This is a genomic window from Paraburkholderia sp. BL9I2N2 (assembly GCF_004339745.1).
Classification (GTDB): Bacteria; Pseudomonadota; Gammaproteobacteria; order Burkholderiales; family Burkholderiaceae; genus Paraburkholderia.
On the sequence record NZ_SMGP01000001.1, the window covers coordinates 1,428,825 to 1,445,660 of the forward strand.

Annotated in this window: 21 protein-coding genes; 16 read left to right on the forward strand and 5 right to left on the reverse strand. The window is 59.1% G+C overall.

Annotation, left to right across the window (positions count from 1 at the left end; all coding sequences use genetic code 11):
• Nucleotides 1-14 precede the first annotated feature (14 nt).
• Nucleotides 15-917, forward strand: coding sequence for a LysR family transcriptional regulator (locus tag B0G74_RS06705; RefSeq protein ID WP_132374071.1), 903 nt, complete (start codon nucleotides 15-17; stop codon nucleotides 915-917).
• 76 nt (nucleotides 918-993) lie between these two features.
• Here B0G74_RS06705 and B0G74_RS06710 read toward each other — a convergent pair whose 3' ends face one another.
• Nucleotides 994-1,203 carry a hypothetical protein gene (locus B0G74_RS06710; protein WP_132374072.1) on the reverse strand — a complete coding sequence of 70 codons (210 nt, stop codon included), beginning with the start codon at nucleotides 1,201-1,203 and terminating at the stop codon, nucleotides 994-996.
• A 38-nt stretch (nucleotides 1,204-1,241) separates the two neighbouring features.
• On the opposite strand from B0G74_RS06710, the gene B0G74_RS06715 reads away from it, so the two are divergent.
• From B0G74_RS06715 to B0G74_RS06755, 9 genes are all read left to right on the forward strand, one after another.
• Entirely contained in the window at nucleotides 1,242-2,114 is an 873-nt protein-coding gene (locus B0G74_RS06715) for a pirin family protein (protein WP_132374073.1), read from the forward strand.
• 57 nt (nucleotides 2,115-2,171) lie between these two features.
• Entirely contained in the window at nucleotides 2,172-2,597 is a 426-nt protein-coding gene (locus B0G74_RS06720) for a DoxX family protein (RefSeq protein ID WP_132374074.1), read from the forward strand.
• Between the two features lie 95 nt (nucleotides 2,598-2,692).
• Nucleotides 2,693-3,292 carry an NAD(P)H:quinone oxidoreductase gene (wrbA, locus tag B0G74_RS06725; protein WP_132374075.1) on the forward strand — a complete coding sequence of 200 codons (600 nt, stop codon included), beginning with the start codon at nucleotides 2,693-2,695 and terminating at the stop codon, nucleotides 3,290-3,292.
• 156 nt (nucleotides 3,293-3,448) lie between these two features.
• Nucleotides 3,449-3,892 (forward strand): ester cyclase, encoded by a 444-nt coding sequence (locus tag B0G74_RS06730; protein ID WP_132374076.1) that lies wholly within the window; start codon nucleotides 3,449-3,451, stop codon nucleotides 3,890-3,892.
• A gap of 105 nt (nucleotides 3,893-3,997) precedes the next feature.
• Complete coding sequence (locus tag B0G74_RS06735; RefSeq protein WP_132374077.1) at nucleotides 3,998-4,768, forward strand: SDR family oxidoreductase; 771 nt, start codon at nucleotides 3,998-4,000, stop codon at nucleotides 4,766-4,768.
• 48 nt (nucleotides 4,769-4,816) lie between these two features.
• Entirely contained in the window at nucleotides 4,817-5,743 is a 927-nt protein-coding gene (locus tag B0G74_RS06740) for an NADP-dependent oxidoreductase (RefSeq protein WP_132374078.1), read from the forward strand.
• A 146-nt stretch (nucleotides 5,744-5,889) separates the two neighbouring features.
• A complete protein-coding gene (locus B0G74_RS06745; RefSeq protein ID WP_132374079.1) occupies nucleotides 5,890-6,789 on the forward strand; it encodes a LysR family transcriptional regulator in 900 nt (299 codons plus the stop codon).
• A gap of 497 nt (nucleotides 6,790-7,286) precedes the next feature.
• On the forward strand, nucleotides 7,287-8,357 hold the full coding sequence (locus tag B0G74_RS06750) for a porin (RefSeq protein WP_165923822.1): 1,071 nt from the start codon (nucleotides 7,287-7,289) through the stop codon (nucleotides 8,355-8,357).
• Between the two features lie 31 nt (nucleotides 8,358-8,388).
• Nucleotides 8,389-8,883, forward strand: coding sequence for a BON domain-containing protein (locus B0G74_RS06755; RefSeq protein ID WP_243658132.1), 495 nt, complete (start codon nucleotides 8,389-8,391; stop codon nucleotides 8,881-8,883).
• Between the two features lie 59 nt (nucleotides 8,884-8,942).
• On the opposite strand, the gene B0G74_RS06760 is transcribed toward B0G74_RS06755, so the two are convergent.
• Nucleotides 8,943-9,245, reverse strand: a complete 303-nt coding sequence (locus tag B0G74_RS06760) for a DUF4148 domain-containing protein (protein ID WP_132374081.1) — start codon at nucleotides 9,243-9,245, stop codon at nucleotides 8,943-8,945.
• A 340-nt stretch (nucleotides 9,246-9,585) separates the two neighbouring features.
• Between B0G74_RS06760 and B0G74_RS06765 the strand changes: the two genes are divergently transcribed.
• The 3 genes from B0G74_RS06765 to gtdA are packed head-to-tail and all read left to right on the forward strand — an operon-like array spanning nucleotide 9,586 to nucleotide 12,195.
• The gene (locus B0G74_RS06765) at nucleotides 9,586-9,843 is read left to right on the forward strand and encodes a hypothetical protein (RefSeq protein ID WP_132374082.1); all 258 of its coding nucleotides are present in this window, start codon (nucleotides 9,586-9,588) and stop codon (nucleotides 9,841-9,843) included.
• Nucleotides 9,840-11,150 carry an MFS transporter gene (locus tag B0G74_RS06770; RefSeq protein WP_132374083.1) on the forward strand — a complete coding sequence of 437 codons (1,311 nt, stop codon included), beginning with the start codon at nucleotides 9,840-9,842 and terminating at the stop codon, nucleotides 11,148-11,150. The genes B0G74_RS06765 and B0G74_RS06770 overlap by 4 nt, the downstream gene beginning before the upstream one ends.
• Complete coding sequence (gene gtdA / locus B0G74_RS06775; protein WP_243658133.1) at nucleotides 11,131-12,195, forward strand: gentisate 1,2-dioxygenase; 1,065 nt, start codon at nucleotides 11,131-11,133, stop codon at nucleotides 12,193-12,195. The genes B0G74_RS06770 and gtdA overlap by 20 nt, the downstream gene beginning before the upstream one ends.
• A 74-nt stretch (nucleotides 12,196-12,269) precedes the next feature.
• On the opposite strand, the gene B0G74_RS06780 is transcribed toward gtdA, so the two are convergent.
• The 3 genes from B0G74_RS06780 to B0G74_RS06790 form a co-directional block, all read right to left on the reverse strand.
• Nucleotides 12,270-12,536, reverse strand: a complete 267-nt coding sequence (locus B0G74_RS06780) for a hypothetical protein (RefSeq protein WP_132374084.1) — start codon at nucleotides 12,534-12,536, stop codon at nucleotides 12,270-12,272.
• 221 nt (nucleotides 12,537-12,757) lie between these two features.
• Nucleotides 12,758-13,528 carry an alpha/beta hydrolase gene (locus B0G74_RS06785; protein WP_243658251.1) on the reverse strand — a complete coding sequence of 257 codons (771 nt, stop codon included), beginning with the start codon at nucleotides 13,526-13,528 and terminating at the stop codon, nucleotides 12,758-12,760.
• A 109-nt stretch (nucleotides 13,529-13,637) separates the two neighbouring features.
• Nucleotides 13,638-14,288 carry an NAD(P)H-dependent oxidoreductase gene (locus B0G74_RS06790; RefSeq protein ID WP_132374085.1) on the reverse strand — a complete coding sequence of 217 codons (651 nt, stop codon included), beginning with the start codon at nucleotides 14,286-14,288 and terminating at the stop codon, nucleotides 13,638-13,640.
• A 113-nt stretch (nucleotides 14,289-14,401) separates the two neighbouring features.
• Here B0G74_RS06790 and B0G74_RS06795 point away from each other — a divergent pair, with 113 nt between their 5' ends.
• From B0G74_RS06795 to B0G74_RS06805, 3 genes are all read left to right on the forward strand, one after another.
• The gene (locus B0G74_RS06795; protein WP_132374086.1) at nucleotides 14,402-15,253 is read left to right on the forward strand and encodes a LysR substrate-binding domain-containing protein; all 852 of its coding nucleotides are present in this window, start codon (nucleotides 14,402-14,404) and stop codon (nucleotides 15,251-15,253) included.
• 223 nt (nucleotides 15,254-15,476) lie between these two features.
• Nucleotides 15,477-16,187, forward strand: a complete 711-nt coding sequence (locus tag B0G74_RS06800) for an SDR family oxidoreductase (protein WP_132374087.1) — start codon at nucleotides 15,477-15,479, stop codon at nucleotides 16,185-16,187.
• A 59-nt stretch (nucleotides 16,188-16,246) separates the two neighbouring features.
• Entirely contained in the window at nucleotides 16,247-16,672 is a 426-nt protein-coding gene (locus B0G74_RS06805) for an organic hydroperoxide resistance protein (RefSeq protein ID WP_132374088.1), read from the forward strand.
• Nucleotides 16,673-16,836: the final 164 nt, after the last annotated feature.

Genomic DNA, 16,836 nt, shown 5'->3' on the forward strand with positions numbered 1-16,836 from the left:
CGGGAAGTCGATAAATGCTCGACGGCGTATCCATGGATCAGCTGCGTACTTTCATCGCTGCCGCGGACGAAGGAAGCTTCTCTGCGGCAGGACGCAAGCTTCGCAGGACACAGTCCGTGGTGAGCCAGACGCTCGCCAATCTGGAAAGCCAGATCAATGTGTCGTTGTTCGACCGCAGCGGTCGCTATCCGCGACTCACGGAGCAAGGTGCCGTATTGCTGTCACAGGCGCGGCTCGTCGTCGGCGGCATGGATGGTTTCAAGTCGACGGCACGAGCAATCGCAGAAGGACTTGAACCGGAGCTTTCCGTCGTGGTGGACGTCATGTATCCGATGGACTCACTCACGGTGGCGGTTGGAGAATTCCGCGACGCGTTTCCTCACACTCCATTGCGGTTATATGTCGAGGCTTTGGGTGCGGTAGTGCAGCGAGTGCTGGAACGCACGTGCAGGCTCGGCATTAGTGGTTCCATGCCGGCCGTGCCCGAAACGGTTGATGCCGAGAAGCTGCTCGATGTGCCGATGGTCACCGTTGCCGCTCCGAAACATCCGCTGGCATCGCTTAAGAGAGTGATCCGATCGCGCGAGTTGGAAGAGCATGTGCAGCTTGTACTGACGGATCGCACGCCGCTGACCGATGGGAAGTCGTTCGGGGTCTTCTCTCCGCAGATCTGGCGGTTATCGGATCTGGGCGCAAAGCATGCGTTTTTACGAGCGGGCCTCGGATGGGGGCACATGCCTACGGCGATGGTGCATCCCGATCTGGCTTCAGGCGATCTGGTACCGCTGCGAATCGAAAACTTTCAACCCCGAACGCCGCCGATCGCCATGTATGCGATCTATCGCAGAGATACACCGCCGGGCCCTGCAGGCCGTTGGTTCCTCGGTCGACTAAAGCAAACCTCAAACGAAGACTGATGGTCGCGGCCGGGTGACGCCTCTTTGTCACGGTTGTATTCCGTCCAGGAACTCGACAAGCAGCGCGTTCACCATCTCAGGCGCTTCCTCTCATGAAGCCGCCCATTGACAAACCACCCAATACGGCCCGGTACATCGAACTCGGAAAGTTCACCTGATGCCTGAACATTGCATGGTCGATCGCATCTGCAAACCGCCGTGCGGAGATGTCCGTCGCAGGGAACCCATAAGTCAACACGATGGGTTCCATTAAAATATATAGGCTTCCGCTGGGGTAGGTCAGCATCTAACCTTCGGTCATGTCATCCTCAAAAGGAAATTGTCATGGCGAATGTGTCTGATCTACTGGAAGCGGACAATCCCGTTGTCCGGCCGGCTAGTCCTCCGCGCGCCATTGTGGCGCGTACTCAGGGGCGCCGCCACGGGCCGGTCACGCGCATCGTCAGTCCCGCCGAACTGGGCGAACTGATCAAGCCGTTCGTGTTCCTGGACTACTTCGATTTCACGCCGTCGAGCGACGCACTGTTTCCAATGCATCCGCATTCGGGTATCGCGACGATCACGGTCCTGCTGTCTGGCAATCTGAGTTACGAAGACACAACGGGCGCGTCGGGCGTGTTGTCCGCGGGCAGCGTTGAATGGATGAACGCGGGCAACGGCATCTGGCACGACGCCAGTCCCGCGGACCTCGAGCGCTTTCATGGTTACCAGATGTGGGTGGCGTTGCGGCGCGAAGTCGAGAATGGGGAACCGCAAACCCAATATCTTCCCGCGCAGGCCATCCCGCGTGTCGGTCCTGCGCGCGTCATTCTCGGCAGCTACAGGGGCACGCACAGCCCGGTGTTGTCTCCTGATGGAATCAACTATCTGCATGTGCGGCTCAGGGCAGGCGAGCAATGGCGTTATGTGCCGCCCGCAGGACATACCGTGGCCTGGACCCATGTGCATCGGGGCGCGCTTTGCGTCGCCGGTGAGCGTCTGCGTAGCGAGCTCGCGGTCTTCACCGAGTCCGAAGACGCTCTCGACTTCATCGCGGACACCGACTCCGAATTCATTCTCGCGTCCGCGGTAAAACACCCGCATGAGCTGGTGCTCGGCTACTACTCGGTGCACACATCAGAGGCCGCGCTGCAGGCGGGAGAAGCTCAGATCGCACGAATTGGCGAACAGCTTCGATTTCGCGGCCGCATCCGGTAGTCACCCAAGCAGTCCCCTTGGCATTCCTCTCTTTTTCTTAAACTTAAGGCACTCGTTATGAACTCAACCTCCGCAAATTCTTACCCGACTCTTCCGCTGATTGGGCGCATCCTCATCGCTGCCATCTTTCTCGTGAGCGGCCTTAGCAAACTCGCAGCGCCGGGAGCGACCATCGGCTACATCGGCTCGCTGGGATTGCCAGTGCCGCTACTCGGCTATCTCGGCTCGATGGCGCTTGAGCTGGTTGGCAGCGTTCTGCTGATCGTCGGCTATCGGACGAGACTCGTTGCCGTGCTGCTGGCAATGTATTCGATCATTACCGCATTCATCTTCCACCACGCGCTTGGCGACCAGAACCAGATGTTCCACTTTCTCAAGAACGTCGCGATGGCCGGCGGTTTGATTCAGGTCGCGGCTTATGGTGCAGGCGCATTCAGCTTTGATAACCGTCGCGAACTGCCGGTGGCGGGTACCGCACAGTAACGACGCTCGGGGCGGCCCTGGGTCGTCGCGGTAATACATCTGTAGCACCCCTGCGGCGCCATGACGGTCCGCTTCATCACCCAAAGGAGATTGCGATGGCCAAGGTACTGGTTCTCTACTATTCGTCGTACGGACATATCGAGCAGATGGCTGAGGCCGTCGCGCAAGGCGCCCGCAGCGCGGGCGCGGAGGTCGACGTCAAGCGCGTACCGGAAACGGTGCCTGAGGAGGTCGCCAAAGGCGCGCATTTCAAGCTCGACCAGGCCGCTCCGATCGCAACCGTCGCCGACCTCGAGAACTACGACGCGATCGTTGTGGGTACCGGCACCCGTTATGGTCGCATGTCGTCCCAGATGGCCGCGTTCCTCGATCAGACCGGTGGTTTGTGGATGCGTGGGGCACTTAACGGCAAGGTTGGTGGCGCCTTCGCGTCGACTGCCACCCAGCACGGCGGGCAGGAAACCACGCTTTTTTCGATCATCACGAACCTGATGCATCTCGGCATGGTTATCGTTGGCCTGCCTTATAGCCATCAGGGGCAGATGAACATGAGCGAGATCGTCGGCGGCGCGCCTTATGGCGCAACCACCGTCGCTTCCGGCGACGGGTCGCGTCAGCCGAGTGAAATCGATCTGGCCGGCGCACGCCACCAAGGCGAACTGGTGGCGAAGACGGCGGCGAAGCTGTTCGGCTAACGCTTTTCCTGGCAAGTCTTTGAGTGAGCCACGCATTATCGCCCAGATGCTGGTGGTCGACGGAAAGATGACCATCTATGGCCTCGAGTTGCCGTGACCGGCCCCTGGAGTGGTGGACTGAAAAACACTCGCATTTCAACTGTTCTGGAGCATCACATGACCCGTAGCAACCCAAGCGAAGAAGCAAAGGCTGTAGTTCGCCGCAATACCGAAGAGGTACAAGGCGGCGGTAACTTCGACGTATTCGAAGAACTGTTTGCGGACGATTTCGTCGACCACACGCCACAGCCGAACTGCACGCCAGATAAGGACGGCGCACGCGGTCTCTACCACGCGCTGCGTGCCGCGTTCCCCGACTTCCACGCGAATATCCATTGGCAGGTTGCCGACGGCGATCTGGTGACAACCTACAAGACGTATCACGGCACACACGAAGGCACGTTCCTCGGCGTGCCGCCCACCGGTCGAAAGATCCATTTTGAAACAGTCGACGCGATGCGCGTGCGCAACGGCAAGATTGCGGAGCACTGGGGTGTCGCCAACCTTTTCTCGGTGATGCAGCAACTCGGTGCTTTCCCTGCAGGCGAGGCGAAAGCGTGAAGAACCGGCTATGCCTACGCAGCGTCGTCGTGACACCCGCTACGCACCGCTAGACCGTCGGTTCGGTACATACAGCCAAGTTAGCGCATTTATAAGGATGCCAAATTGAGCAATATTCTTAAGGACAAGGTCGTGCTGGTCACCGGTGCGGCTAGCGGAATTGGCCGGGCCATTGCGATTAGTGCGGCGCGGCATGGAGCGAAGGCAGTGATCGTCTCAGACGTCACTGAAACTCCGCACGAGGGCGGCAGACCGACCACCGCCGAGATTGAAGAACTGGGTGTGCGCACGCGGTTTCAGCGCACTGACGTGACGCAGCACGCGGAAGTGGACGCGCTGGTCGATGCGTCGGCTGAGTTCGGCGGAGTCGACGTGATGGTTTGCAACGCCGGCATCACGCTGCGCGAGGACGGTCCCGAGGTCGCCGAGAGCGACTACCGGAGGCTAATGGCGGTCAATCTCGACGGCGTGCTTTTCGGTGCGCAAGCGGCGGCGCGTCAGATGAAGGCGCGCGGCAAGCCAGGCAGCATCGTGTTGATGGCGAGCATGGGCGGTATCGCGGGCGCCGGAATGACGGTCGCTTACTCCACCAGCAAGGGTGGCGTCGTGCTGATGGCGAAGGCTCTCGCAGATGCACTCGGGCCTGACGGTATCCGCGTCAACGCGGTTTGCCCCGGCACGATCGACACGCATTTGCTGCGCACCAATCCCGGCATTGCCGCAGCTTCGGAAGGCTTTCGGCAACGCACTCCGCTGCGCCGTCTCGGGAAGCCGTCAGAAATTGGCGACGCCGTTGCGTGGCTCGGTTCGGACATGTCGAGCTATGTGACCGGCATTGCGTTGCTTGTTGATGGCGGCCTGCTCTCGGTCATCTGATACGTCACCGCGGCTGTACATGTACGGTCGTTTAATCAGGAGTTACCTATGAAAGCTATACGTGCCTACGCCTATGGCGGGCCCGATCGTTTGACGCTGGAAGATATCCCTGACCCCGTCCCGGGCGAGGGCGAAGTGTTGATCGACGTCGCGGCGAGCGGCGTCAACCCGGTCGATTGGAAAATTCTGGAGGGCAGGATGAAAGCCTTCCTGCCGCTGCCACTGCCTTATACACCGGGCGTCGAAGTGTCGGGAAAGATTTCTGCGCTGGGCGCCGGGGTCAAGGACTTCGCTGTGGGAGACGAAGTCTTCGGTTTCATCGGTATCGTCGGCGGCTATGCCACCAAAGTGGTTGCCTCCGCTGACCGCCTGGCTTCAGTGCCGAAAAAGCTCTCGCTGCTTGAAGCTGCAGGGGTGCCAGCGGCCGCGTTGACGGCATGGCAGGCGTTGCACGAGCACGCCGGTGTCAAGCCGGGTCAGCGCGTGCTGATTCACGGCGCCGCGGGCGGAGTAGGCAGCATGGCGGTGCAGTTGGCCAGAATCGCCGGCGCGGAGGTAATCGCAACAGCGTCGTCCGGCAATCTCGAGTACGTCAGACAGCTGGGTGCGATGCAGGTCGTCGACTACCGGAGCGAGAGCTTCGAAGAGAGCGTGTCGGCCGTGGACATCGTTCTGGATCTGGTTGGCGGCGAAACGCAGGATCGTTCCTGGTCGTTGTTAAAAGCTGGCGGCATCCTGGTGTCGCCGGTCAGCCCGCCAGACGCCGAGCGTGCCAGGTCAAGAGGTGTGGTAGGGAAGCATTTCGCCACCCGCTCCGACGGCAAGCAGTTGGCTGCGATCGCAGCACACTTTGACTCCGGCGAAATCATGGTCGACGTCGAGACGGTCTTTCCGCTGTCGCGTGCCGCCGATGCCTTGCAAAAGAACCTGACCGGTCATGCGCGCGGCAAGCTCGTGCTCGACGCGGCTCGCTAATCCCGCTTGGCCGCTCTACGGAAGCACGGCTTCCGTCAATTGCCCGGCGAGCCGCCGTCTATTGGCCACGGTTCATCTCGTGGGGAAAGCGCCTGAAAGCGCGGACCTTCGATGGGACTTTCGCAACCTTATGTCGCTCTCTCATCATGGACCTGCGTAGACTTCGGTATTTCACGGCGGTTGCCGAAGAGCTGCATTTCGGCCGGGCCGCACAGCGTATGCACGTCGTGCAGTCAGCGGTGAGCCATCAGGTGAAACTTCTTGAAGAAGAGCTCGGATTTTCGCTGCTGGAGCGTTCACGCCACAACGTCAGGCTCACGGTTCCCGGCGAGATATTTTTACCTGAAGCACGCGATCTGCTGCGTCGGGCCGATGAAGCGATGCGCCGTGCCCGTGAGTCGGCCGATGGTACGGTCGGGCGGCTGGCGATCGGCTTCGTTGATAACGTACTGTGGTCCATACTGCCGCCGATACTCCGAGACTTTCGCCAGCGGTGGCCGCAGGTCGAATTGACGCTGCATCCGCTCGATCGAAGCGCGCAGATCGAGGCGATTCGGACGTCAGCCATCGATATAGGGATCATGCCCTCGCCGTCGCCAGGCCATGCTCTCAAGTCTGCAGAACTTGCCACGGGCCCTTTGGTGGCGGCCATCCCGCAGGGTCATCCGCTCGCCGCACGGCCGACGCTTTCAATCGTCGAACTAGCGAACGAGCCGTTTGTTCTGTTTCCCCGCAGAATGAACAGCCGGATTCTGGAAATCATCGTTGCGTGCTGCGCTTCGGCCGGGTTTGCGCCTCGAATCGTCCAGGAGGCCGAACAGCTCCACACTCTGCTCGCGCTCGTTAGCGCGGGCCTTGGCGTTACGCTGGTGCCTCAGTGGGTTGCGCGGGTCCAGCAACCCGACGTCGTCTACATCCCTCTTGACGAACTGCTCACGCCTTATGAGCTGATCGTCGCATGGAACTCCAACACGGACAATCCGGCGGTCGCGAACTTTCGTGAGATCTCAGCCGGGATCGCCGGTCAGATGCTTCTCCAACCATAGGACCGATAGATCGTATCGGCTCTTTCTCCGAATTCTGAACCCGGGTGATTAGCTATCGAGATCGCGTAGTTATTTTTAATCGTTAGACAGCGATCACCGCAACCCCGATAGTTTGCAGCAATGCGAAACGCAAACACGGAGGCAACAAAGTTCTGAAGCCTCCTCACGATTGACGCTTCGGTTCTGGCTTGAACCATCGGCGACAAAAGAATCTGAAACCCTTAGATACCGGCATCTTGCAATGTTGGGGGGAATTCTTACGCCCGAAATTGAAGAATGTGGCGATGGTGTGCCCAAGTCACCAAGCAGGAGCGTAACTGATCAAATTTTCCTTTGAGGAAAATAGATTTCTAAATCGGCAGTGATACTAAATAAAAAAGTTGACTACAGCTTCCGCGCAACGGAGAGAGTTCCCGCTAAAAAAACGAAATACACGGGGATGGAAAGAGTTTCGAAATGGCAATTCTAAACGGAGGGGACTTTTGATGAAGAGGCAGATGTTCACCGGCCTGGTGGCCGGGACGTTTGCGGTTTGTGTGCATGCCGAATCGAGTGTAACGCTCTACGGCATTCTCGACACCGCAATCGAGTTCACCAACCATTGGCCAGCCGATCCCGGCCAGTCGGGGACGAGTGGTGATCGCTGGTCAATGGCCGATGGGGCTCGCTCGGGTGGCTCACGCTGGGGTCTGACTGGCAATGAGGACCTTGGTGGCGGTCTGAAGGCGGAATTCCAGGTGGAAAGCGGGTTTCTGGTTCCAAACGGCGCTCTGATGCAGGAATTTTTTGGCCGTAGCGCGTGGGTGGGTCTGACATCGCCGAAGGCTGGCACGCTTCGCTTTGGTCGGCAATATACATCGCTCGTGGATGCGCTTTACCCGTCGTCGCCGACGGATCTCTCGGGAACTTACGAGCCGGTCGTTGCGGAAGTGGGCTCCAATCTTTGGGAGAGCAATGTTGTCAAATACAAAAACTCTTTCGGACCAGTGACGCTGACGGGGCACTACTCCTTTAGCAATCTTGCAGGGCAGTTCTCGAATGGTTCGGGTTACGGCGGTGCGGCCGCATACGATAACGGCACACTCTCCGTAAGCTTGGGATATGACAACCTTCATCGTTCTGAAGGGATTGGCAGTAACTATGCGCGGTTCGAAAAGGCGGCTATCGGTATTACCTATTCGACCGCCGCGCTCAAGTTCATGGGGGGATACCGGTACGGAAAGAACGATCCGCTCGCCGGCTACGCCGCACGCGACGATTACTTCTGGGTGGCTGCGCGCTACCTGTTCGCGGTCGACAAGATACTGACCCTTGCGTACTACTACGACCGCATTCAGACGGCAACCGGAGCGAATGGCGAGGTGACGAGGCCGGCCAGCCCGCAGCAGATTATGGCCATCGGCGATTACCTGCTATCGAAGCGCACCGACTTGTACGTCGTGGTCGGGTATTCGCGTCACTCAGCGCTTAACTTCGACTCGTACAACGGCACGTCTGCAGCTTACCGGACGGCGTCCGCCGACAGCAGTCAGACCGGTGTGCAGATCGGTGTACGGCATTCGTTCTAAGGCGAAAGACTTCTGACCGTGCGCTTGACGAATGGCGATCTGGATCGGGAAAGCGCTGCTGTGGCAGTGCCTCCCTAACGGACAGTACCACCATTTGACTCGCGAGTTGCTGGATGAATCCAGGCAGGTCTCAAACATCTCCAACAAAGTGAAAAGCGAAATGAGAGCAATCGTACGATTTGGATTGGTGGCCGCGTTGTCAACTGCCATTGCACCGTTGGCGGCATTTGCGCAGGACGGTAACAACGGTGCAGCGGTCGCGTCGGCGGCTGCGGGCAGCGCATCGAGCGCAAAATCGATCAGGGCCGCTAATCGCAAGCTCGCCAAAAATGTGCGAACTGCAATGGCGAAGGCAAAGGGGATCGACATGACACAGTTGTTCGTCTACGCGAAAGCTGGCGCGATAACGTTGTCTGGTTCTGTGCCGAAGAGTGATCAGGTGGATCGCGCTGGAGAGATCGCCAGGAGCGTGCCTGGCGTCTCTTCAGTCGACAACCGGCTCAGTGTATATGCGATAGAGCGGTGATCGAAAACCGGCCGTTGCTTGGAGTGCAACGGCCGTGGCCTTAAATGTCCGTAGTCCGACTATTGCGCGTCCGCCGAAACTCCCGGCTGGCCAGATTGCGATGAGCCGCTGGTCGACGGACCATAGTTGCTGGATGTTGCTTGCACAGCGACTTTCTGCCGGGCGACCTGAGCCTCCGCAGCCTGAAGGTTCGCGGGGTAGTAAGGACCGGTGGAGGCGCCCTTAAAACCGGCGGCCTCGAGTTGACCGAGTTCTGCACGCACCTGAGCACGTGTGACAGGCGGCGAAGATTGCTGGGCGAAGGACAGAACCGGAACGGCCAGAGCAGATGCGGCGATTAGCAGGTTGATTAAGGGTTTCATGGAGGCAGTCTTGATGTTTTGGTTTAGCGCCGTAGACGTCCGTGTCTGGAGTCAGTGATCGTAGTGTAATAGGGGTTACCACTACCGCGCATCACTTCTTGCCGGGAAAGATCGTTGCTGTTTCGACGCAAATCGAACGTCCCCGATAAGCCAGTCCGGATCCTCCGTGTCAAACGCATATTAAAGATAGTTCGCATTACATAATTAGAATAAAAAGTGCGAGCTCAACCCGTTGACTGGTAATCACTTATCGAGATCAGGCGGTCGATTTTTATCGTTGGACAGTGATCACGGCCGCGTCGATAGTTGGTAGCAGCACAAAATCGAGTAGGAGACGAAGATGATCGATGTACTTTCGGCGGCGCGCATAGCCGCTCACGCATATCACAAGGGCGCGTCCAAATTCGCGAGCCGCTTTGATGGGATCTTGTGCGAAGTGGATCGCCAGTCGTCGCGTGTTGTTGATCCGGCGTCAGGCGATCCCGGCTATAGGAGCGCATCGGGCAGATTCGACGCTGTTGTTGCCGACAAGTTGCTTCACGCGCAAATGCCGGCGTTCGTAGGTGCGATGCTGTCCAACCAGAAGGACTTCCAATGAACATCACCCCTCCGCTGGCGCCCTCAACGGTAGCGCAGTCTCATGCTGAGTCGTCGAAAAGCTATGAATGGAAGGCTGTCACGCTGATGGCTCTCGGCATGGGCCTGGTCGGCATAGACCGCTTCCTGATTGTGCCGTTGATGCCCGTACTGATGCGCGATTTGAAGCTTGACTATCAGGACCTTGGGCATATCACGGGAGCATTGGCGCTTGCATGGGGCTTGTCTGCGCTGCTGACAGGCAATCTCTCGGACAGGATCGGCTTCAAGAGAGTCATCGTGCCGGCAATGGTCGGATTTTCGTTGCTGGCAGGTCTCGGTGGCCTGGCGACGGGGGTTGGAAGCCTGATTGCCATCCGCGCATTTATGGGGGTTGCCGAGGGTGCCTTCACGCCCGCTAGCATCATTGCAACGATGGATGCGTCGCCACCGAGCCGGCACGGACGCAACGTCGGGATCCAGCAAATGATGCCGGCTCTGCTCGGGCTTGGTCTCACCCCGATCGTGGTGACGCAACTTCTCAAGGTGATGAGCTGGCCTTGGATTTTCCTGCTTGTAGCATTTCCGGGTCTCGTTGTAGCGCTCCTCGCGCAACGGGTATTGCGCCGACCGACGCCGACTGAAATTGCGAAGCACACGGCGACGCACGATACTGGCCAGCATCGCTGGTATGAGGTATTTCGCTATCGCAATGTACCGCTTGGCATCATCTGCATGCTGTGCTGGCTCGCTTGCCAGATCGTCATTGCTGCGCTGTTCCCCAATTATCTCGTGGACTATCTGCATCTCGACATGCAGCAGATGGGTTTCATTCTTTCGTCGCTAGGCTTCGGCGGGGCGATCGGCGCTCTCGTGCTGCCGGCCCTTTCAGACCGCGTCGGCCGCAAGCCCGTCATGCTGTTTTCAACGGCGGGCGTATTTCTGTCGCTGTGGATTTTCCTGCGAACGGGGGCGGCGCCGGTTCCGTTGTTCATCTGCCTGATGATCGCGATGGGTTGTCTGTACAGCCTGATCACGCTGACCGTCGGTCCGGTCGCGGCGGAAGCCGTGCCGGTCCAGTTGATGTCCACGGCATCGGGCATGATCATCGGTATTGGTGAGGTCTTTGGCGGTGGTGTGGCACCTGCGTATGCCGGTTATCTGGCCAAGCATTTCGGCATCGAGCATGCGGTGACCATGCCGCTCTGGACAATCTGCGCTGGAGCCATTGCAGTCGCAGCGTTGAAGGAAACAGCTCCTGCGCGGATTTTCAATAAACGTGGAATCGACCCGGAAGAGAACGAGGGAAATGATGCCCGCCAACTCTGAAAAGATGAGTGTGATAGCGACGCCGGAGCGCGAGGCTTTCTACGAGCGGATTGGCCAGAAGAACCTCGCGCCGCTATGGACGTCGCTGAATGAATTGATTACGCCCGAACCACGGAGCAAATGCGTGTCGGCTCACTGGCGTTTCGCGGACGTCCGCGCGGCCATGATGGAGGCGGGCGAGATCATCACCGCAAAAGAAGCCGAACGGCGCGTGCTCGTGCTAGAGAACCCCGGCCTGCGTGGTGAATCGAAGATCACAACCGATCTGTATGCGGGGGTGCAATTGGTCCTTCCCGGCGAGGTCGCACCCGCGCACCGTCACGCGCAGACGGCGCTTCGTTTTGTGATGGAAGGCGGTGGCGCTCACACATCGGTGAATGGCGAACGCACAATGATGAACGAAGGGGATTTCATCATCACGCCGCCGATGGCGTGGCACGATCATGGCAATGAAAGCGACAGCCCGATTTTCTGGCTGGATGGTCTGGACATACCGGTGGTGAAGTTTGTGAACGCGTCGTTTGCCGAGCATCTCGGGGAGGACGAGCAATCGATTACGCGCCCCGTCGGCGACAGTGACGTCCGCTATGGGGCCAATCTGCTTCCGGTAGACCATCGGCCTGCCGGCGGAACCTCGCCGATCTTCAACTATCCCTATACACGGACACGCGAAGCGCTTGAGCGGATGCGCCGCGCGAACGCGTGGGATCCCTGTCATGGGTTGAAGATGAGATACGTCAACCCACGCAACGGAAAGTATGCGATGGCGACGATGGCTACCTTCATGCAGTTGCTGCACAAAGGGTTTTCGACGGAGGCGTACCGTTCAACTGATGCGACAGTCTTTGTGCCTATCGAAGGGCGGGGCCGCAGTCGGATTGGACACGACATCTCCGTGGAGTGGAGCAAGCGGGATATCTTTGTCGTCCCGTCCTGGCATCACGTGCGGCACGAAGCAGACGAGGACAGCGTCTTGTTCTCTTTTTCCGACCGGCCCATCCAGGAGGCGCTTTATCTGTTCAGAGAGGAAAGGGGCGCAGCCTGAATCGCCTCAGGCGAGAGTGCGTCGCGACGCGACAATGCCAGGCGTTTGTTAGCGATGCAGCTAGACCCGCCCTGCTAAAGATCGGCTGCGGATAGCTCTGCCCGCTCCCCAGTCGCCGGCAACGTTTTTTGCTGGACTGCCTGCAATATTCGCAGTCTGCCGAGTTCGAAAGCGAGCGTCAGTTGCCTCGGAGTCTCGCTCGCAGCTCGGAGCTTTTCACGAACCGTTTCGGCAGGCAAGGCAAAGGCACAATATTCCCAGCCGAAGCCATAGGCAGAAAACCACATTGCCGCGTCGCGGGAAATGATAGGTGAGGTTGGGGCGGTACCGGGATGGTCCATGACAATATCCGTCATTTCGACAAGATGAGCTTTATTCTCGCTTCGGAGGAGCCTTTTGCGCTGGCGCTTTTCCCAGAAGGATCTCTTGCACCGGATGTTGGGTAGGCGACACCGGACATACAGGAGGCCGGAACATGTCTACGCCGGAGTCATATGTCTGGTGCCCACCGCGAACCCTCTACAGATCTGTCGGCTGATTTCCCGCCGACGGGCGCATCCCGCTACTTAACCTCGCGTGCCGCCGAAATAATTGCAGCAGCTACCTCTTGAGGTTTCGATAGCATCGGTACGTGACTCGCATCGACATCGACGGCCGTTGCACCGATCTGTTTCGCCAATTTCATCTGGAAGTCGGTAGGGACTATACGGTCCTTCATCGAGACAACATACCAGGACGGCTTGTCATGCCACGCAGCGTGACCAATCTTTTCGGCGAGACAGCCCGAATACCACGGCCCCTGCGTCGCAGCGAGTAGAAGCGCTTGCGCGTGGGAGACATCGGGCGCGAAGTCTTCGACCATCGCCTTATCGGACAGCGTCAGGAAACCGGCAGCGTCCTTGTGCAGCTCGGCCGCCCACGAAGGCGCCGGCAGCTCTTTCTGAATGTCGTTGGCCGATTGTTCGCTGTCGGGTGCAAACGCTGCAACGTACACGAGCGCTTTGACCTTGTCGTTGTTACCCGCCTGCGTGATGACGGAGCCGGCCCACGAGTGGCCAACCAGCACCACCGGACCGTTTTGCCGGTCTATCGCGCGGGTCGTTGCCGAAACGTCATCGCCCAGTGATGTCAGTGGGTTTTGCACGGACGTCACGTGGAGGCCTTTTGCTTCAAGGAGAGGAATGACTTTATTCCAGCTCGAGCCATCCGCGAAAGCGCCGTGTACCAGGACAACGTTCATGCCTGCAAGATCAGGATCGGACGCGGCCTGCGCAGTGGCGGCGGATATCAGACCAGCGGCAACGACGAGTAACGACAACCCTTGCTTGATCAGCGTATTCAAAATGGTGCCTCGTTAAAAAGTAAGAATGTAGGCGGCGTTACGTGGTCGAGCATCACCCTGCTTCAGGCGAGGTGATGCGCCACATGCGCCGCGCAATATTTCATTTGCCGACTGAAACGGAGACCGCCCGCGCAAGCGCCATTGCCTGCCCGCGTGCAGCCTGTCTTGCCGCGTAATCGACTTCGGGGCCAAGGAGTGTTTTCTCGACCACAATCGACTTAACGTCGCTCACGCCGACGGATCGCAGCCACGCTTCCATGAACGGCCGCTGAAAATCGAACGAATGAGCGGGTGTGCTCGAGCCCACTGAATAGTCGAGGCCCCTCGCATAAATGACCACCGCCTTCTTGTCTTTCAGCAAACCCTGTAGCCCACGCTCATCGAACGAGAACAGGATGCCGCGCTGCGACACGACGTCGATGAAATGCTTGAGCTTGTAGGGAATGGAAAAATTCCATAGCGGCACGGAGAACAGCAACGTATCCGCGTCGTGCAATCGCTGCGCGAGTTCTCGGATGTTCGTCCACGCCTGCTGCTGGTTTTCGCTGAGCGGTGTGCCGCTCAGGTCCGCATATTTGGCATCGAGCGCGTCGCCGTCGAACTCCGGCATCTCCACCGACCACAGATCCAGCACGTCGATCCGATGATCCGGATGAGCGTCGCGATAAGCGTCCAGATACGCGCGTGCGACGTCGAGGGACGCAGACCGCTTCTTACGTGGCGACGATTCGATATGCAGCAAGGTAGGCATGGGACTACTCCATCTGGATTGGGAGTCGCCATCACAACATATTTCGATTCAAAATATAAACGAAGTATGATCGCCATATTCAGTTTGGTTCGCACTATATAGCGAGGACCCCCATGTTCGATACCGTCCTGCTGCGCTCCTTCGTGGCCGTGGTCCAGGAGGGCGGCTTCACGCTCGCCGCGGCCCGTCTCAATCTGACGCAGTCTGCCGTCAGCGCGCATCTGCGGCGTCTGGAAAAACAGACCGGCCGCGATCTGCTCGCGCGCACCACGCGCTCGGTCACGCTCACGGCCGACGGTGAACTGCTGCTGGGTTACGCGCGGGCGATCCTCGCACTCAATCACGATGCGCAGGCGCAGCTTTCGCGCGCACCGAGCGAGGGTGCGATCCGTGTCGGCCTTTCCGAAGACCTCGCCAACGTCAGGTTGATGAATGTCATGCAGACGTTCGCGGTGCGCTACCCGCGCATAGCGTTCAGCGTCAGGGTTGGCATTCCTGGCGAACTGCTGCACGCAATGGATCAGGCCGAACTGGACTTGGTGATTGGCGGTCGCTGCGAGGGCGCCCGTTCTGGACGCGTGCTCTGGCGCGAGCCACTCGTGTGGGCCGGCGCGGAATGGGCGTCGCTTACGCCTGGCGCTCCGGTGCCGCTTGCGGTGCTGCCAGAACCGTGTCCGTATCGTGAGGCCGCACTGGCCGCGCTTGCCCGCGCGGGCATCGACTACCGGATTGCGCTGGTGTGTTCGAGCGGCGCCGGTCTATGTGCCGCGGCGCAGGCCGGCTTTGCGGTGACGCCGGTCGTGCAGACGCAACTCGTACACGGCTTGCACGTAGTCCCGCCTGATGCAGGCTTGCCTTCACTGCCTGATGTCGAGTTCACGATTTTCACTGCGGCGGGTGCAGCCGCGCCCGTCGCCGACGAATTGGGAAACGCCATCGCGCTGGCATTCGCGAATAATGGATGACGCGTGGCGAGCGCGGGGTGATCTGTCAAAGACCGAGAATCGAAACTTCCTCGGTCCACGCTAACCCATGAATCATGGGGCCGCGACCCGATTTGTTCCGCGCACGAAAAATAGTTTGTCCATGGCGGGTATTTGCTCGAAGCATAAATACACCTAGATTAGGCACGCATCGGAGCCGCCGGCCCGGTGGGCAAGAGAGCCCAATCCAAACTTCGAGGTTTGAATGAGCGCATCGCAAAAGGTCGTAGTCGTGACGGGTGCATCGCAAGGTATTGGTGCGGAGACCGTCAAAGCATTCCGCAAGCTGGACTATCGCATCGTCGCAACGGCACGCAGCATCAAGCCGTCGGACGACCCCGGCATTCTGACCGTGGCGGGTGACATCGCTGACCCGGCGACGGCGCATCGCGTCATTACGGAAGGTGTGGCGCGCTTCGGCCGCATCGACACGTTGATCAACAACGCCGGTATCTTCATCGCAAAGCCGTTCACGGGTTATACCGCTGAAGACTACGCTGCGATGACGGGTGTAAATCTGAACGGTTTCTTTTACATCACGCAGTTGGCGATCGCTGAAATGGAGAAGAACAGAAGCGGCCATGTGGTCAGTATCACGACCAGTCTCGTCGATCATGCCATCGACGGTGTGCCGTCGGTGCTGGCATCGCTGACGAAAGGCGGTCTGAACGCGGCCACGAAGTCGCTTGCAATCGAATACGCGGAGCGCGGCATCCGCGCGAACGCGGTTGCACCCGGCATCATGAAGTCGCCGATGCATGCGCCCGAAACGCACGCGGCACTCGGCGCACTCCACCCGGTGGGCCACATGGGCGAGATGAGCGATATCGTGAACGCGATCCTGTATCTGGATGCGGCACCGTTCGTGACGGGCGAGATCCTGCACGTGGACGGCGGTCAGAGCGCGGGTCACTGAAGGATCGTTGGGCGCTACGGGTTGCGCCCGTTAACTGACTTATCGATAAGGAGTTGGCAATGTCGATCGAAAATGTTCTCTACCGTGCTCACGCAGAGGCTACTGGAGGCCGCGAAGGGCGCGCCGTGGCGCCTGAAAGTGGACTGGACCTGAAGCTGACGAGGCCGAAGGGATTGGGCGGAAAGGGCGAGAAGGGCACAAACCCCGAAGAGCTTTTTGCGGCCGGTTATAGCGCATGCTTTATCGGTGCGATGCAATTCGTTGCTGCGCGCGACAAAATTGCTATCCCTGCTGATGTGTCGGTGAACGGAATTGTGGGCATCGGACCGATCCCCAATGGCTTCGGCATCGAAGTCGAGTTGAAGATATCGTTGCCGGGCATGGCACGCGAAGCGGCTCAGGATTTCATCAACAGGGCCCATATTGTGTGCCCTTATTCGAACGCAACGCGGAACAACATAGACGTGACGCTTACGCTCGTCTAAGCCGCAACTGTGTTCGATGATCTTCGGAACGCCCTGGCGATTGACGGCCTGCAGGACCGTTGATTCCGATGTACCTCGCGCCGGGCAGTCTTGAGTCGAGGTGCGACGTCTTTAGAGAGAAAAGCCGGGTGCGGTTGCCCAGCGTATCGCAACGCACGCCATTG

Coding starts and splice junctions, on each gene's coding strand:
- B0G74_RS06705 (WP_132374071.1), top strand. CDS start 15: ATGCTCGACGGCGTATCCATGGATCAGCTGCGTACTTTCATCGCTGCC.
- B0G74_RS06760 (WP_132374081.1), bottom strand. CDS start 9,245: ATGAAACCCTTAATCAACCTGCTAATCGCCGCATCTGCTCTGGCCGTT.
- B0G74_RS06710 (WP_132374072.1), bottom strand. CDS start 1,203: ATGCTGACCTACCCCAGCGGAAGCCTATATATTTTAATGGAACCCATC.
- gtdA (WP_243658133.1), top strand. CDS start 11,131: ATGATGCCCGCCAACTCTGAAAAGATGAGTGTGATAGCGACGCCGGAG.
- B0G74_RS06755 (WP_243658132.1), top strand. CDS start 8,389: ATGGCGATCTGGATCGGGAAAGCGCTGCTGTGGCAGTGCCTCCCTAAC.
- B0G74_RS06770 (WP_132374083.1), top strand. CDS start 9,840: ATGAACATCACCCCTCCGCTGGCGCCCTCAACGGTAGCGCAGTCTCAT.
- B0G74_RS06715 (WP_132374073.1), top strand. CDS start 1,242: ATGGCGAATGTGTCTGATCTACTGGAAGCGGACAATCCCGTTGTCCGG.
- B0G74_RS06745 (WP_132374079.1), top strand. CDS start 5,890: ATGGACCTGCGTAGACTTCGGTATTTCACGGCGGTTGCCGAAGAGCTG.
- B0G74_RS06730 (WP_132374076.1), top strand. CDS start 3,449: ATGACCCGTAGCAACCCAAGCGAAGAAGCAAAGGCTGTAGTTCGCCGC.
- wrbA (WP_132374075.1), top strand. CDS start 2,693: ATGGCCAAGGTACTGGTTCTCTACTATTCGTCGTACGGACATATCGAG.
- B0G74_RS06750 (WP_165923822.1), top strand. CDS start 7,287: ATGTTCACCGGCCTGGTGGCCGGGACGTTTGCGGTTTGTGTGCATGCC.
- B0G74_RS06720 (WP_132374074.1), top strand. CDS start 2,172: ATGAACTCAACCTCCGCAAATTCTTACCCGACTCTTCCGCTGATTGGG.
- B0G74_RS06765 (WP_132374082.1), top strand. CDS start 9,586: ATGATCGATGTACTTTCGGCGGCGCGCATAGCCGCTCACGCATATCAC.
- B0G74_RS06740 (WP_132374078.1), top strand. CDS start 4,817: ATGAAAGCTATACGTGCCTACGCCTATGGCGGGCCCGATCGTTTGACG.
- B0G74_RS06805 (WP_132374088.1), top strand. CDS start 16,247: ATGTCGATCGAAAATGTTCTCTACCGTGCTCACGCAGAGGCTACTGGA.
- B0G74_RS06800 (WP_132374087.1), top strand. CDS start 15,477: ATGAGCGCATCGCAAAAGGTCGTAGTCGTGACGGGTGCATCGCAAGGT.
- B0G74_RS06795 (WP_132374086.1), top strand. CDS start 14,402: ATGTTCGATACCGTCCTGCTGCGCTCCTTCGTGGCCGTGGTCCAGGAG.
- B0G74_RS06790 (WP_132374085.1), bottom strand. CDS start 14,288: ATGCCTACCTTGCTGCATATCGAATCGTCGCCACGTAAGAAGCGGTCT.
- B0G74_RS06780 (WP_132374084.1), bottom strand. CDS start 12,536: ATGGACCATCCCGGTACCGCCCCAACCTCACCTATCATTTCCCGCGAC.